Genomic DNA, 15,660 nt, shown 5'->3' with positions numbered 1-15,660 from the left:
GTGCAATCGCCCCACGCAAAGGGCAGGCCCCCGGGCCGGCGGCTCAGTCCGCCAGTGCCACGGCGATTTCCGCCGCCAGCCGCGCATTGTTCTCGACGAGCGCGATGTTCGTCTTGAGGCTGCGGCCGTCCGTCAGGCGGAACAGGCTGTCGAGCAGGTAGGGCGTGACGGCCTTGCCGGCGATCTCGTCGCGTTCGGCATTGTCGAGCGCGCGGGCGATGTAGATCTCCATCTCCTCGCGTTCGATCTCGTCGGCCTCCGGCACCGGATTGGCGATCAGCATGCCGCCGTCGACGCCGAGCTGGTCGCGCACCTTCTGGAAATTGGCGATGGCCGCCGGGCTGTTCAGCGTCAGCGGGCTCATCAGGCCCGAATCGCGCGACCAGAAGGCCGGGAAGACCGGGCTGTCATAGGTGACGACGGGCACGCCGCGCGTCTCCAGCACTTCCAGGGTCTTCGGGATGTCGAGGATCGCCTTGGCCCCCGCGCAGACGACGATGACGCCGGTGCGCGACAGTTCGTCGAGGTCGGCGGAGATGTCGAAGGTCTCCTCGGCCTTGCGGTGCACGCCGCCGATGCCGCCGGTCGCGAAGACCCTGATGCCGGCGCGCGCCGCGCCGATCATTGTCGCCGCCACGGTCGTCGCGCCCGTGCGGCGCTCGGCGATCGCGAAGGCGAGGTCGGCGCGCGACAGCTTCATCGCGCCCTCGGTCTGCGCCAGCGCTTCCAGCCGCGCATCGTCGAGGCCGATATGCAGCACGCCGTCGATGACGGCGATGGTCGCCGGCACGGCGCCTTCCTCGCGGATGATGCGCTCGACGCTGCGGGCCATGTCGAGGTTGCCCGGATAGGGCATGCCGTGGGTGATGATCGTCGATTCGAGCGCGACGATCGGTGCGCCGCGGCTCTTGGCGGCGGCGACTTCGTCCGAATACTGCATCGGCAGGAGGGTGGAAACGGGTCTGGTCATGCGGTGTCCTTGCAGGAATTTCGGCAAAAAAGTCTCATGCCATCCCTTCGGCCTCCGGCACAAGGGAAAGTGCGGCCTGAAGCGCCGCCTGCGACATTTCTTCGGCGACGGCCAGCGGCGAACGCACGGTGATCGCCGCGGCGGCGACCCCGCGGCGCAGCGCCTCGCCGATATCGTGGCCGGTCATCCAGGCATCGAGGAAGCCGGCGGCGAGCGAATCGCCCGCCCCGGTGACGTCGCCGAGCGCGGGCGCCTCCGGCGGCGTGACGAGAACCGCCTTTTCCGCATCGAAGGCGACGACGCCCCGGCCGCCGCGCGTCACGACGCCGGCGCAAAGGCCGGCCGCGCGCAGCGCCTTCGGCCAGCCGGCCGGGTCCTCCGGCGCCGCGCCCGCCAGCGTGCGTGCCTCCGCCTCGTTCATGAACAGGAAGGCGAGGGCGGAGAGGCTCGCCGCAAAGCGCGGCACCTTGGCCGGCGAGATGGCGATGCCGGCGATATGCACGCCCGCGGCGCCCGCCGCCGTCGTCATCGCCGCCAGCGTCTCGGCCGGCAGGTTGGCGTCGGTGAGGATCAGCCCCGCTGCCGCGACCGCCTCGCGCATCGCCCGCTGCTGCAGGCGGCGCGGCGAGAACAGGCGGTAGAGCTCCATGTCCGCCAGCGCGATGACGAGGTTGCCGTCGCGCTCGATGATCGCCGTGTAGCTCGGCGTCGCCCGGTCGAGGAAGGTGAAGGGCGTATCCTCGACGCCTGCCGCCTCCGCCGCCGCCGCGACGATGGCACCGTCCGCATCGCCCCCGCGCGGCGAGACGAGCCGCACCGTGCGGCCGAGCCGGGCCAGGTTGCGCGCCGCATTGAAGGCGCCGCCGCCCGCTTCCACGAACCAGGCGCCGGGATTGCTCGCCCCCGGCGCCGTCTCGCCGGCGATGCGTCCGCGCCTGTCCACATGGGCGCCGCCCATCACCAGTATCGTCTTTCCCGTCATCGTCTTCCTTCATTCCCGCGAGGGACGCGATTCGCCGGCAAAAGCGAGGCGCCCGCGCGGATACATCCTTGTTCCGCCACGGCTTTCAACAGCCGTAAACGAAAAGAGAACACACGCTCGATTCACGAAATCATTCAAATGGATGAATGGACCTTGCAAAAAGAGAACAAAATGTGTACATAGCTTTCATCGACGGCTTCGTTGCCTGTCTTGCTTCAATAACCTAAAGGTGGACCAAATGGCACAGAACACTTTGCGGCTCGTAGAGGATAAAGCAGTGGATAAAAGCAAGGCACTCGAAGCGGCACTCTCCCAGATCGAGCGCTCCTTCGGCAAGGGCTCCATCATGAAGCTCGGCTCGAAGGACAGCGTCGTCGAGATCGAGACGGTGTCGACGGGCTCGCTCAGCCTCGACGTCGCGCTCGGCATCGGCGGCCTGCCCAAGGGCCGCATCATCGAGATCTACGGCCCGGAAAGCTCGGGCAAGACGACGCTGGCGCTGCAGACCATCGCCGAGGCCCAGAAGTCGGGCGGCATCTGCGCCTTCGTCGACGCCGAGCACGCGCTCGACCCGGTCTATGCCCGCAAGCTCGGCGTCGATCTCCAGAACCTGCTGATCTCGCAGCCCGACACCGGCGAACAGGCGCTCGAAATCACCGACACGCTGGTGCGCTCCGGCGCGATCGACGTGCTGGTGGTCGATTCGGTCGCCGCGCTCACGCCGCGCGCCGAAATCGAGGGCGAGATGGGCGAGAGCCTGCCGGGCCTCCAGGCGCGCCTGATGAGCCAGGCGCTGCGCAAGCTCACCGCCTCGATCTCCAAGTCGAACACGATGGTGATCTTCATCAACCAGATCCGCATGAAGATCGGCGTCGTCTACGGCTCGCCGGAAGTGACGACGGGCGGCAACGCGCTGAAGTTCTACGCCTCCGTCCGCCTCGACATCCGCCGCATCGGCGCCGTCAAGGAGCGCGACGAGGTGATCGGCAACCAGACGCGCGTCAAGGTCGTCAAGAACAAGATGGCCCCGCCCTTCAAGCAGGTCGAGTTCGACATCATGTACGGCGAGGGCGTCTCCAAGACCGGCGAGCTCATCGACCTCGGCGTCAAGGCCGGCATCGTGGAGAAGTCCGGCGCCTGGTTCTCCTACAACAGCCAGCGCCTCGGCCAGGGCCGCGAGAACGCCAAGACGTTCCTGCGCGACAATCCGGACCTCGCCCGCGAGATCGAAATGGCACTGCGCCAGAATGCCGGCCTGATCGCCGACCGCTTCCTGGAGAACGGCGGGCCGGATCCGAACGACGCCGACGACGCGGCCGGCATGTAATCGCCGCGCAACGGTTCCGCAAAAATGGGAAAGACCGGCCTCTTCTTCGCGAAAGGCCGGTTTTTTGGTGTCTGGACAGGGGCCGAGGCGGGCGATAAAAGCCTTCAGTTCTCGCGCGCGCCAAGGTTTTCGGCCTTTCCGCATCCAAGCGGCAGGCGCGGGCGGTTTCGACGGAATTCGCAAAAGGGCGGCCTTGTGGGGTCTTCCGGGCGGGCACTCCGGCCGGCGAGGCGGTTTTACCGTCGTTGCAGTGACATTGGGTGGGTGATGCGCCGGTCTTCCGGCGTGAATGGGCAGAGATGAAGGACGCGATATGAGCGGCGTGAATGAGATCCGGTCGACTTTCCTCGACTATTTCCGAAAGAACGGCCACGAGATCGTGCCGTCCAGCCCGCTCGTGCCGCGCAACGACCCGACGCTGATGTTCACCAATGCCGGCATGGTGCAGTTCAAGAACGTCTTCACGGGCCTTGAATCGCGCCCCTATTCCACCGCGACGACCGCCCAGAAGGTCGTGCGTGCCGGCGGCAAGCACAACGACCTCGACAATGTCGGCTATACCGCGCGGCACCTGACCTTCTTCGAGATGCTCGGCAACTTCTCGTTCGGCGACTACTTCAAGGAGCGCGCCATCGAGCTTGCCTGGACGCTGGTGACCAAGGGCTTCGACCTGCCGAAGGACCGGCTGCTCGTGACCGTCTATTCCGAGGACGAGGAGGCGGCGGTCCTCTGGAGGAAGATCGCCGGCCTGTCCGACGACCGGATCATCCGCATTCCGACCTCCGACAATTTCTGGCAGATGGGGGACACCGGCCCCTGCGGACCCTGTTCGGAAATCTTCATCGACCAGGGCGAGCACGTCTGGGGCGGCCCGCCCGGCTCGCCCGAGGAGGACGGCGACCGGTTCCTCGAATTCTGGAACCTCGTCTTCATGCAGTTCGACCAGACGGCGCCCGGCGAGCGCAGCCTTTTGCCGCGCCCCTCGATCGACACCGGCATGGGCCTCGAGCGCATGGCCTGCATCCTGCAGGGCGTCCAGAGCGTCTTCGAGACCGACCTTTTCCGCACGCTGATCTCGGCCGTCGAGGAGACGGTCGGCATCAAGGCGGAAGGCGAGGCGGCCGCAAGCTGCCGGGTCATCGCCGATCACCTCCGCTCCTCCGCCTTCCTGATCGCCGACGGCGTCCTGCCGTCGAATGAAGGCCGCGGCTACGTGCTGCGCCGCATCATGCGCCGCGCCATGCGCCACATGCAGCTGCTCGGTGCCCGCGAGCCGCTGATGTGGTCGCTGCTGCCGGCGCTGGTCGGCGAGATGGGCCGCGCCTATCCCGAGCTCGTGCGGGCCGAAGCCCTGATCTCCGAGACGCTGAAGCTGGAGGAAACCCGGTTCCGCAAGACGCTGGAGCGCGGCCTGTCGCTGCTGTCGGATGCCACCGTGACGCTCAAGAAGGGCGACATGCTGGACGGCGAGACCGCATTCAAGCTCTACGACACCTACGGCTTCCCGCTCGACCTCACCCAGGACGCGCTGCGCGCCCGCGACATCAATGTCGACCTTTCCGGTTTCAACGATGCGATGCAGCGCCAGAAGGCGGAAGCGCGGGCGAACTGGTCCGGCTCCGGCGACAAGGCGACGGAAGCGGTCTGGTTCGAGCTGAAGGAAAAACACGGCGCGACCGAGTTCCTCGGATACGACACCGAGGCGGCCGAGGGCGTGGTGCAGGCGATCGTCAGGGACGGCAGGACGATCGACGGCGCCAGTGCCGGCGACACTGTGCAGATCGTCGTCAACCAGACGCCGTTCTACGGCGAATCGGGCGGCCAGATGGGCGATACGGGCGTGATCGCCAGCGACCATGCGCGCCTTTTGGTGACCGACACGCAGAAGAAGGGCGAGGGCGTCTTCGTCCACAGCGCCGTCGTCGAGAGCGGCAAGCTTTCCGTCGGCGATGCCGTGGCGCTGACGGTGGACCATGCCCGCCGCGCGCGCCTTCGCGCCAACCACTCCGCCACCCACCTGCTGCACGAGGCGCTGCGCGAGGTGCTCGGCACCCACGTCGCCCAGAAGGGCTCGCTGGTCGCGCCCGAGCGCCTGCGCTTCGACGTCTCGCATCCCAAGCCCATGTCGGCGGAGGAGCTGCGCGTCATCGAGGACATGGCGAACGAGATCATCGTGCAGAACGCCCCGGTCACCACCCGCCTGATGACGGTGGACGATGCGATCGCGGAAGGCGCCATGGCGCTCTTCGGCGAGAAGTACGGCGACGAGGTGCGCGTGGTCTCCATGGGCACCGGCCTGCACGGCGCCAAGGCGAACCGGCCCTATTCGGTCGAGCTCTGCGGCGGCACGCATGTGTCGGCGACCGGCGAGATCGGCCTCGTGCGCATCCTTTCGGAGAGCGCCGTCGGCTCCGGCGTGCGCCGTCTGGAAGCGCTGACGGGCGAGGCGGCCCGCGCCTACCTTGCCGAGCAGGACGAGCGCGTGAAGGCGCTCGCCACGACACTGAAGGCGCAGCCGGGCGACGTGCTCGCCCGCGTCGAGGCGCTGGTCGAGGAGCGCCGCAAGCTGGAGCGCGAACTGACCGAGGCGAAGAAGAAGCTGGCGCTGTCGGGCGGCACCGCCGGCGGCGACGAGGGCGTGCGCGAGGTCGCGGGCGTGAAATATCTCGGCAAGGTCGTCACCGGTGTCGAGCCGAAGGACCTGAAGAGCCTTGCCGACGACGGCAAGAAGAGCCTCGGCTCCGGCATCGTCACCTTCGTCGGCGTCTCGGCGGACGGCAAGGCGAGCGCCGTGGTCGCCGTCACCGAAGACCTTACCGGCCGCTACAGCGCCGTCGATCTCGTGCGCCGCGCCTCCGAAGCGCTCGGCGGCAAGGGCGGCGGCGGGCGTCCCGATATGGCGCAGGCCGGCGGCCCGGACGGCGCCAGGGCAGGCGCGGCGATCGAGGCGGTTGCCGGCGCCATCGCCGGCTGAACCTTCCCGCAGCCGCGCGATCGCCTGTGCCTCCACAAGGGTAGGCGATCATATATCGAGTTCGACATTGCCCCATCCCCTTCTCCCCGCGGGGGAGAAGGGGATGGGGTGGCGTTTCATTCCCCATGCGACGACCCTGCACGCAAGGAACGGATCACGGCGGCGGGCTTCGGCCCGCCGCTTTTGTTTGCGAAGTCTTCAAGGTTTGCCCCTAGCATCCTGCGCGTGCGGAGTGCGTATTTTGATTGAAGACATCATCAGCATCTCAACCTTGATGATCTGTACGTTCCTGGCGACGACCGCCGTCGGGATCTTCATGCTGCAGGTGTGGCTGACCGACCGGCGGCACAGGGCGGCCGGCTACTGGTGCCTGTCCATGTGGGTCGGCTCGCTCTGCACGCTGCTGTTCGCGCTGCGCTCCGTCGGCCCGCCGCTTCTGACCGTCGGCCTCGGCAATGCGCTCGCCGCCTGCGGCTATGCGTTCATGTGGGCCGGCTTCCGCGTCTTCGATCGCCGCCGCGTTTATCGTTCCGTCGTTCTGGCCGGCCCCGTCCTGTGGGGCCTCGTCTATCTTCTCGTCCCGCAGGTGTCGGAGGATGTGAACAACCGCATCATCGTCAGCTCGACCATCATCACCGCCTATTGCCTGTGGATCGGCATCGACATCTGGCGCGGGCACCGCACCGAGCCGCTGCCGACCCGCATGCTTGCGGCGGCCTTCTTCGTCAGCCATGGCATCATCTATGGCCTGCGCATTCCCATGGCGATCGCCCTGCCTGCGGCCTTCGGCCATGGCACGGCCTATTCCGCCTGGTTCGCGGTCTTCTCCCTGGAACTGTTCGCCCATACGATCCTTGCCGCCGTCGCCATGCTGGTGCTGATCAAGGAGCGGGGCGAGGCGCTCTACCGCCAGGCCTCGCGCACCGACGCGCTGACGGGCATCGCCAACCGCGGCTCGTTCCTGGACGACATGCAGAAACTGCTGGGCGACCGGCGGCAGGGCACGCTGATGATCTTCGATCTCGACCGGTTCAAGGCGATCAACGACACCTACGGCCATGTCGCCGGCGATCTCGTGCTGAAGCGGTTTTCCGCGCAGGTCGCCGCCCGCCTGGAGGCGAACATGCTGTTCTGCCGCTTCGGCGGCGAGGAATTCGCGCTCTTTGCGCCGGGGCGCGACATGGCGCCCGCCGAACAGTTCGCCGAGGCGCTGCGGCTGGAGGTCGCCGCCCTGCCGGTGCGCGCCGGGGATCACGAGATCGCGGTCTCGGTCAGCATCGGCCTTGCGGATGTCGCGACCTTCGGAGCGGATTTCGACCGCCTGCATTCGGCGGCCGACGGCGCGCTCTATGCGGCCAAGGAGGCCGGCCGCAACCAGGTGAAGCGCGCAGCGCCCTCGCTGGGGCTTCCGGGTGTCGCCGAGCGCATGAGGAACCCGGCCGCCTCGGATGTCGCCCGCGCCGGCTGAGGCGTCTGCGCTTTCCTTTGCATGACAAGCACCGGACGGAGAGCCGTTCGCGCCGCTCCGGCACGGTTTCAGCGCGTGGCCGCGGCGATCTCGCCCATGGCGGCGTCCACGGTGGCCGTGAAGGTGACGCGCGGGGCGTGCAGCTCATGGGCTTCCAGCATGCGGCGCATGTCGGGTTTCAGGCCCGTGATGAAGACGCGCACGCCGGCCCGCTCGGCCTTGCGCACCAGGCCCTCGATGACGCTGGCGGCGGTGGAATCGAGCAGGGGCACGTCGGCGCAGTCGAGCACGAAGTTGCGCCGCTGGTCGGCGATGCGATCGAGCACGGAGCCGACGCTGGCCGCCGCGCCGAAGAAGAAGACGCCGCTGATGCGGTAGATCACCGTATCCGGATCGTCGCCGGCGACCGGCCGCTCGGGCAGGCCGCTGTCCTCGCCGGCATTCTCGATGGCCCGCACGACGCGCGGCACCGTCTCCTCGCGGATGTCGACGGACTTGCCCATGCGGTCGATGAACAGCACCGCGCCGAGCAGGAAGCCGACGACGATGCCCTCCGTCAGGTCGCGGAAGACGACCAGCAGGAAGGTGACGACGAGCACCGCCGCATCGCCGCGCGAGGAGCGGAAGAGGGCGGCGATGGCCGGACGCTCCACCATGTTGAACGCGACGACCGCCAGCACGCCGGCGAGCGCGGCGAGCGGGATATAGCTGGCGAGCGGCGCGGCGACGAGCATGAAGAGCAGGAGGAAGACCGCGTGCAGCATGCCGGAGACCGGGCTGGTGGCGCCGGAGCGCACGTTCGTGGCGGTGCGGGCGATGGTGCCCGTCACGCAGATGCCGCCGAAGAGCGCCGAGCCCACATTGGCGACCCCCTGGGCGACAAGCTCCATGCTGGAGCGGTGCCTGCGCCCCGTCATGCCGTCGGCGACGACGGCCGAGAGCAGCGATTCGATGGCGCCGAGCAGCGTGAAGGCGACGGCGTCCGGCAGGACGGCGAGCACGAGCTCGGGGGAGAAGGACGGCAGAGCCGGCAGGGGCAGGCCGCGCGGAATGCCGTTGAAGCGGGTGCCGATCGTGTCCGCCGGCAGGGCGAGAAGCGCGGTGGCGAACGAGGCGACGGTGACGGCGATGAGCAGGTTCGGCCAGCTCGGCCGGAAGCGGCGCAACAGCAGGATGACGGCGATGGTAAGCCCCGCGACGCCGAAGGCGGCCGGATTGAAGCTGGGCCGGGCGGCCCAGAGCGCCTCGAGCTTCTCGACGATCGGCCCCGGCTCGCGCCCGTCCAGCTTCAGGCCGAACAGTTCGCCGATCTGGCTGGCGAAGATGATGACGGCGATGCCGGCCGTGAAGCCGACCGTCACGGGATAGGGGATAAACTTGATGTACTTGCCGAGCCTGAGATAGCCGGCCAGCGCGAGCATGAGGCCGGAGAGCAGCGTGGCGACCAGCAGGCCCTCGACGCCGTGGCGGGCGACCGTGGCCGAGACGAGCACGATGAAGGCGCCGGCCGGCCCGCCGACCTGGAAGCGGCTGCCGCCGAGCGCGGAAACGAGGAAGCCGCCGATGATGGCGGTGTAGAGGCCACGATCCGGCGTGACGCCGGAGGCGATGGCGATCGCCATGGACAGCGGCAGCGCGACGATCGCCACCGTGAGGCCGGCCAGCGCATCGGCCTTGAAACGCGCGGGGCCATAGCCCTCCGCGAAAACGCTGGCGAGCTTCGGCGTCAAGGTATCGGTCATGGGTGCCTCGGAAGGCCGGAGGATGGAGTAAGGGAGGGCCGGCGGGGGCATCTCACGCCGAGTCGCCCGTTTTTGCAATGGCACAAGGCAAGGCTATGCAGAAATTGCAGAGCATGACAGAAGCGCAGGATTTGTGAAATCGCTCCGTGCTTGGTTGAATGCGTTCCGGCGAGAGGGAAGCGGCATGAGCGAGAGCGGGATCTGGGCGGCCTATGAGAAACGCCTGCTGCGGGTTTCCGCCTATATCCACGAGCACCTGGAAGAGGATCTCGACCTCGACCGGCTGTCGGAGATCGCCTGCCTTTCCGCCCATCACTGGCACCGCGTCTACCGCGCCGTGCACAACGAGACGCTGGCGGCAACCGTCCGCCGGCTGCGTCTGCACCGTGCGGCGGGCGATCTGGTGCGCAGCGACCGCTCCGTCCGGGACATTGCCGCGCGATGGGGGTACGCCAACCTCCAGTCCTTCACGCGTACCTTCGCGGCTGCCTATGGCATGCCGCCGGCACGCTACCGCAAGGAGGGCTCCCATCGCGCCTACGAACCCGAGAACGACAAGGAGTGCTCCCGCATGTTCGACGTGACCATCCGCACCATTCCCGAGCAGACGCTGCTTGCCGTTGCCCATTCCGGTTCCTACATGGGCATCGGCAAGGCCTTCGAGGCGCTGCATGGCGCGCTCTTCTCCCGCAACCTCTTCCGGCCGGACATGCGCATGATCGGCGTCTTCCTCGACGATCCCGATCTCGTGGCGGAGGAAGAGCTTCGCTCCTTCGCCTGCGTGACGGCGGATGCGACCATTCCCGCCGAGGCGCCGCTCGAGCGCCGCACGCTGGCGGGCGGCGACTATGCGGTGCTGCGCCACCAGGGCCCCTATGCCGATATGGGCGCGGCCTATCGCTGGCTCTACGGCACATGGCTGCCGGCCTCGGGACGCTCGATCCGCGACGAGGTGATGTTCGAGGCCTATCTCAACAATCCGCGCGAGGTTGCGCCGAACGCGCTTCTGACGGAAATCTGCCTGCCGCTCCAGCCGGCGGCCGAAGCCGCGGCCTGAACGGCAGGGGGCTGGCGGTAAGCCCGCCCTAACCCTTCGCCGCCTGAAGCTGGCGGTGCATCTCCTCGTCGTCGATTGCGGTCGCGCGCTTGCTGGCCGGCCGCTCCTTCAGGCGATCCCAATAGGCCTTGAATTCCGGCCGGGGCTCCAGCGAGCCGAATTGCAGGCCCCAGCTGATATGGGCGCCGACATAGACATCGGCGGCGGTGAAATTGTCGCCGGCGATGTAGGGACAGCGCGTGACGGCCAGCGACAGGGCGCCCATGACCGCGTCATAGCTGCCGCAGCCGATGCTGCGCTCGCGCTCCCTGGGAACCTCGATGCCGAAGGCCTTCAGCGAGACCGCCATTTCCAGCGGGCCGGCTGCGAAGAAGAGCCAGCGGTAGTAATCGCCGCGCTTTTCGGGCGGCGGGGCGAGGCCGGCTTGGGGGAAGGCATCGGCGAGATAGGCGCAGATCGCCGCCGCCTCCGTCACCACGGTCTGGCCGTGGCGGATGGTCGGCACCTTGCCCATCGGGTTGATCGCCAGGAATTCCGGCGATTTCATCGAGCCGTCGAAGGTCAGCCATTCGGTGCGATAGGGCGCGCCGACCTCCTCCAGCATCCAGCGGGCGATGCGCCCGCGCGACATCGGGTTGCTATAGAAAACCAGTTCCTCGGCCATGCCGTCCTCCTCTTGCAAACCGGCCGGGAGGATAGGGCACACGGGCCCTGCCGCAAGAGGCCGCAACGAAAAAGCCCGGCGCTTGGCCGGGCTTTCCGTGGTCTTGCTGGATCAGGCCGCCATGGCCTTCTGGAGGTTCTCGTCGATCTTGTCGAGGAAGCCGGTGGTGGAGAGCCACGGCTGGTCGGGGCCGATGAGGAGCGCGAGGTCCTTGGTCATGAAGCCCGATTCGACGGTCTCGACGCAGACGCGTTCCAGCGTCTCGGAGAACTTCGCCAGCTCCGCATTGCCATCCAGCTTGGCGCGATGGGCAAGGCCACGCGTCCAGGCGAAGATCGAGGCGATCGAGTTGGTCGAGGTTTCCTCGCCCTTCTGGTGCTGGCGGTAGTGGCGCGTCACCGTGCCGTGCGCGGCTTCGGCTTCGACGGTCTTGCCGTCCGGCGTCATGAGGACCGAGGTCATCAGGCCGAGCGAGCCGAAGCCCTGGGCCACGATGTCGGACTGAACGTCGCCGTCGTAGTTCTTGCACGCCCAGACATAGCCGCCGGACCATTTCAGCGCCGAGGCGACCATGTCGTCGATCAGGCGGTGTTCGTACCAGATCTTGGCTTCCTTGAACTTTTCAGCGAACTCGGCGTCGAAGACCTGCTGGAAGATGTCCTTGAAGCGGCCGTCATAGACCTTGAGGATGGTGTTCTTGGTCGAGAGATAGACCGGCACCTTGCGCTGCAGGCCGTAGTTGAACGAGGCCCTTGCGAATTCGGTGATCGAATCGTCGAGGTTGTACATGCCCATGGCGACACCGGCGGACGGGGCGTCGAACACGTCGTATTCGATCTCCTTGCCGTCCTCGCCGACGAACTTCATCGTCAGCTTGCCCTTGCCGGGGAACTTGAAGTCGGTGGCGCGGTACTGGTCGCCGAAGGCGTGGCGGCCGACGATGATCGGCTTGGTCCAGCCCGGAACGAGGCGCGGCACGTTCTTGCAGATGATCGGCTCGCGGAAGATGACGCCGCCGAGGATGTTGCGGATCGTGCCGTTCGGCGACTTCCACATCTTCTTCAGCTTGAACTCCTCGACGCGGGCCTCGTCCGGCGTGATGGTGGCGCACTTGACGCCGACGCCGTGCTTCTTGATGGCGTTGGCCGCGTCGATCGTCACCTGGTCGTCGGTGGCGTCGCGGTTCTCCATGCCGAGGTCGTAATATTCGAGGTCGATATCCAGGTAAGGATGGATCAGCTTGTCCTTGATGAACTGCCAGATGATGCGCGTCATCTCGTCGCCGTCGAGTTCGACGACGGGGTTGGCGACCTTGATCTTTGCCATGGAGAGCCTCGTGTTTTGTCGGGGCCTTGCGCCCCGGATCGTGGACTTGAAAGGAACGTTTGGCCCTATAGCATTCGTGGCCGGGAAGGCAAAGCCGACCAATTGCCGAGACGGTTTATTTTCGCCGGCGTTGAGAATAAGTTTCGCCAAAATTCCGTTTCAGGAAGGCTCTTCGGCGGCCCGTTCCGGCCCGCCGTCATCCAGTGGAGAATATGATGTCGCGTTTCGGCCTCGTGGCGCTCGCCCTTTTGCTTCCCGTTTCCGTTGCAGCCGCCGATTTCAAGGCGCCCGTTTCGGAGGTCATGGCGGCTGCGACGGTCAACTGGCAGGACCTGGGCGAGGACGCCGACACGCCGCCGCCCTATACGGACTACTTCTCCGAGGATTTCCTGAAGCGCCTCTACAGCAAGGATTTCGTTGCGAAATACAAGGCGGCGGCGAAGTTCCCGGCCTATGACGACGGCGATTCGCCCTTCGACTACGATCCGGTGATCGGCGGCCAGGACAGCTGCGCGCTGAAGGACGTGACGACCACCGAGGGGCAACTGGCGAACGACGCGGAAGACGTGACCGTGACCTTCGACAACAGCCATTGCTTCGGCGAGCGGCCTGCCGGCTGGCAGCCGGAAACGCTGGTCTTCAAGATGATCGAGGAGGACGGCCGGGCGGTCATCGACGACATCGAGCGCCCGAGCTTCGAGGAGGGCGCCTCCCTGAAGAAGGAAATGGTGGAGATCGCCGAGGCCGGCGCCAATGGCGGCAACGGCAGCGCCGCCGAATCCCCCGAATGAGCGGCTTCATGCTTTTCATTTGCCGCTTATTGTGCCAGTGAAGCCCGAACTTTCCAGGGATATTTGGGCATGGCAGGCACGAACAGCGAACGCACGCTGATCGCCGAGGGACCGGCGATCATCCTCGTTCATCCGCAACTCGGCGAGAATATCGGCATGGTGGCGCGCGCCATGGCGAATTTCGGCCTGGCCGAACTGCGCCTCGTCAATCCGCGCGACGGCTGGCCGAGCGAGAAGGCGATCTCCGCCGCCAGCAAGGCCGACCATGTCATCGAGGCGGCGAAGGTCTACCCGTCGCTGGAAGCGGCCGTCGCCGATCTCGAATTCGTCTATGCGACGACTGCGCGCGACCGCTACGGCTACAAGGAGGTCCGCTCGCCGGTCGTTGCCGCCGACGACCTGCGCGTGCGCTTCCGCGCCGGGCAGAAGACCGGCATCCTCTTCGGCCGCGAACGCACGGGCCTCACCAACGAGGAGATCGCGCTCGCCGACGAACTGGTGACCTTCCCGGTCAACCCCGCCTTCGCCTCGCTCAACCTCGCCCAGGCCGTGCTCCTCATGAGCTACGAGTGGATGAAGAGCGGCCTTGCCTCCGTCAAGGACACGCCCTTCGACGCGCTGCCGCAGCGCCCGGCGAAGAAGGAGGAGCTGCAGGGCCTCTTCGACCATGTGGAGGAGACGCTGGAGGCGCGCGGCTATTTCCGGCCCGCCGAAAAAAAGCCCAAACTGGTGGAGAACCTGCGCGCCATCCTGACGCGTCCTTCCTTCACCGGCACGGAGATCCAGGTCATGCGCGGCATCATCTCCTGCCTCGATCGCTTCACCCGCGAATCGCCGCGCGGCGCGACCAACCCGAACCGCACCCGCAACCGCCGGCCCAAGGTGCCCCGTGACGACGCATAGGCCCTTTCCGGAACAGGCGGCGGCCAAGCCCATCCTGATGTTCGACAGCGGCATCGGCGGCCTGACCGTCCTGCGCGAGGCGCGCGTGCTGATGCCCGAGCGGCACTTCACCTATGTGGCCGACGATGCCGGCTTTCCCTATGGCGGCTGGGAAGAGCCGGCGCTGAAGGCGCATATCATCGATCTCTTCGGGAAACTGCTCGCCGAGCACGATCCGGAAGTCTGCGTCATCGCCTGCAACACGGCCTTCACGCTGGTGGGCGCGGATCTGCGCGCCGCATTTCCCCACATGCCCTTCGTCGGCACCGTGCCCGCGATAAAGCCCGCCGCCGAGCGCACGCGTTCCGGCCTCGTCTCGGTGCTGGCCACGCCCGGCACGGTGAAACGCGCCTATACGCGCGATCTCATCCAGTCCTTCGCCAGCCAGTGCGACGTGCGCCTCGTCGGCTCGGAGAACCTCGCCCGCATGGCCGAGGCCTATATCCGCGGCGAGACCTTCTCCGACGCGGCCGTGCGCGCCGAGATCGTGCCCTGCTTCGTCGACGAGGACGGCCGCAAGACGGATATCGTCGTGCTCGCCTGCACGCATTATCCCTTTATGGCCAACCTCTTCCGCAAGCTCGCCCCCTGGCCGGTCGACTGGCTCGACCCCGCCGAAGCCATCGCCCGCCAGGCCCGCCGCCTTGTGCCCCCGCTGGAAACCCTCGCCCCGGGCGAGGACATCGCCGTGTTCACCTCCGGCAAGCCGGACTTTTCGACGCGCCGCCTGATGCAGGGTTTCGGGCTTCGGGTCGTCTGATGCTTGTATCGCGTATCGATACGCGATACACTGCGCCATGATCGTCAGTTTCCGACACAAGGGTCTGGAACTCTTCTACATGTCGGGTTCGACGAAGGGAATCCAGGCATCGCATGCCGCCAAGCTGGGGCGTATCCTTGGCTTGCTGGATGTCGCGGGCACGCCCGCCGACGTCAACCTGCCGGGCTTCAGGCTTCATCCCCTCAAGGGGACGATGAAGGGACATTGGTCGGTTTGGGTGAACGGCAATTGGCGCGTGACGTTCCGCTTCGTCGGAACCGACGTCGAACTGGTCGACTACCAGGATTATCATTGAGAGGACACGGCGATGATGAAACTTCCGCCCCATCCCGGTGAATTGCTCCGCGAGGACGTGCTTCAGCCGCTCGGCCTTTCGGTGACGGATGCGGCCGGCCGGCTCGGCATGTCCCGGGTCGCGCTTTCGCGCGTGCTGCATGGGCGTGCCGCCGTCAGCCCCGATCTCGCCCTGCGCCTGGAACGGGCAGGGGCCAGCACGGCGCGCGCATGGCTTGCCATGCAGGCCAATTTCGACCTGGCGCAGGCGATGCAGCGCGCGCAGCCCGAGATACAGCCGCTCGATGACAAGGCCGCTTGAACGCGGCCTCGGCGAGAACCTTGTGGATTCTTTCAAAAAGC

At 66.9% G+C, this 15,660-nt stretch carries 14 protein-coding genes; 9 read left to right on the top strand and 5 right to left on the bottom strand.

The features are described 5' to 3' along the window. Positions 1-43: 43 nt before the first annotated feature. Entirely contained in the window at positions 44-970 is a 927-nt protein-coding gene (locus tag AABQ55_RS14575) for a pseudouridine-5'-phosphate glycosidase (RefSeq protein WP_272805506.1), read from the bottom strand. 34 nt (positions 971-1,004) lie between these two features. Continuing rightward, the gene (locus AABQ55_RS14570) at positions 1,005-1,952 is read right to left on the bottom strand and encodes a carbohydrate kinase family protein (protein WP_272805505.1); all 948 of its coding nucleotides are present in this window, start codon (positions 1,950-1,952) and stop codon (positions 1,005-1,007) included. A gap of 238 nt (positions 1,953-2,190) precedes the next feature. Between AABQ55_RS14570 and recA the strand changes: the two genes are divergently transcribed. From recA to AABQ55_RS14555, 3 genes are all read left to right on the top strand, one after another. After that, entirely contained in the window at positions 2,191-3,279 is a 1,089-nt protein-coding gene (gene recA, locus AABQ55_RS14565; protein ID WP_244765420.1) for a recombinase RecA, read from the top strand. Between the two features lie 313 nt (positions 3,280-3,592). Continuing rightward, positions 3,593-6,253, top strand: coding sequence for an alanine--tRNA ligase (gene alaS, locus AABQ55_RS14560; protein ID WP_272805504.1), 2,661 nt, complete (start codon positions 3,593-3,595; stop codon positions 6,251-6,253). Between the two features lie 274 nt (positions 6,254-6,527). Next, a complete protein-coding gene (locus AABQ55_RS14555; protein WP_272807464.1) occupies positions 6,528-7,721 on the top strand; it encodes a GGDEF domain-containing protein in 1,194 nt (397 codons plus the stop codon). A 68-nt stretch (positions 7,722-7,789) separates the two neighbouring features. On the opposite strand, the gene AABQ55_RS14550 is transcribed toward AABQ55_RS14555, so the two are convergent. Beyond that, a complete protein-coding gene (locus tag AABQ55_RS14550) occupies positions 7,790-9,463 on the bottom strand; it encodes a SulP family inorganic anion transporter (RefSeq protein ID WP_272805503.1) in 1,674 nt (557 codons plus the stop codon). Positions 9,464-9,647: 184 nt separating this feature from the next. Here AABQ55_RS14550 and AABQ55_RS14545 point away from each other — a divergent pair, with 184 nt between their 5' ends. After that, positions 9,648-10,520 carry an AraC family transcriptional regulator gene (locus AABQ55_RS14545; protein WP_272805502.1) on the top strand — a complete coding sequence of 291 codons (873 nt, stop codon included), beginning with the start codon at positions 9,648-9,650 and terminating at the stop codon, positions 10,518-10,520. Positions 10,521-10,548: 28 nt separating this feature from the next. Here AABQ55_RS14545 and AABQ55_RS14540 read toward each other — a convergent pair whose 3' ends face one another. Beyond that, positions 10,549-11,184 (bottom strand): glutathione S-transferase family protein, encoded by a 636-nt coding sequence (locus AABQ55_RS14540; protein ID WP_272805501.1) that lies wholly within the window; start codon positions 11,182-11,184, stop codon positions 10,549-10,551. A 111-nt stretch (positions 11,185-11,295) separates the two neighbouring features. Next, positions 11,296-12,510, bottom strand: a complete 1,215-nt coding sequence (locus AABQ55_RS14535) for an NADP-dependent isocitrate dehydrogenase (RefSeq protein ID WP_244765426.1) — start codon at positions 12,508-12,510, stop codon at positions 11,296-11,298. A 215-nt stretch (positions 12,511-12,725) separates the two neighbouring features. Between AABQ55_RS14535 and AABQ55_RS14530 the strand changes: the two genes are divergently transcribed. The 5 genes from AABQ55_RS14530 (at position 12,726) to AABQ55_RS14510 (ending at position 15,619) form a co-directional block, all read left to right on the top strand. Continuing rightward, a complete protein-coding gene (locus AABQ55_RS14530) occupies positions 12,726-13,301 on the top strand; it encodes a hypothetical protein (protein ID WP_272805500.1) in 576 nt (191 codons plus the stop codon). 69 nt (positions 13,302-13,370) lie between these two features. Further along, entirely contained in the window at positions 13,371-14,204 is an 834-nt protein-coding gene (locus AABQ55_RS14525) for an RNA methyltransferase (RefSeq protein ID WP_244765428.1), read from the top strand. Between the two features lie 37 nt (positions 14,205-14,241). After that, a complete protein-coding gene (murI, locus tag AABQ55_RS14520) occupies positions 14,242-15,003 on the top strand; it encodes a glutamate racemase (RefSeq protein WP_272807463.1) in 762 nt (253 codons plus the stop codon). A 37-nt stretch (positions 15,004-15,040) separates the two neighbouring features. Further along, complete coding sequence (locus tag AABQ55_RS14515) at positions 15,041-15,319, top strand: type II toxin-antitoxin system RelE/ParE family toxin (RefSeq protein ID WP_272805499.1); 279 nt, start codon at positions 15,041-15,043, stop codon at positions 15,317-15,319. A gap of 12 nt (positions 15,320-15,331) precedes the next feature. Then, on the top strand, positions 15,332-15,619 hold the full coding sequence (locus AABQ55_RS14510; RefSeq protein WP_272805498.1) for a HigA family addiction module antitoxin: 288 nt from the start codon (positions 15,332-15,334) through the stop codon (positions 15,617-15,619). The last annotated feature ends 41 nt before the right edge of the window (positions 15,620-15,660 follow it).

The organism is Shinella sp. WSD5-1 (assembly GCF_963942435.1).
Lineage (GTDB): Bacteria > Pseudomonadota > Alphaproteobacteria > Rhizobiales > Rhizobiaceae > Shinella > Shinella yambaruensis.
The sequence above is the reverse complement of the archived record's forward strand: the minus strand, read 5'-3'. Positions and strand labels throughout refer to the sequence as shown.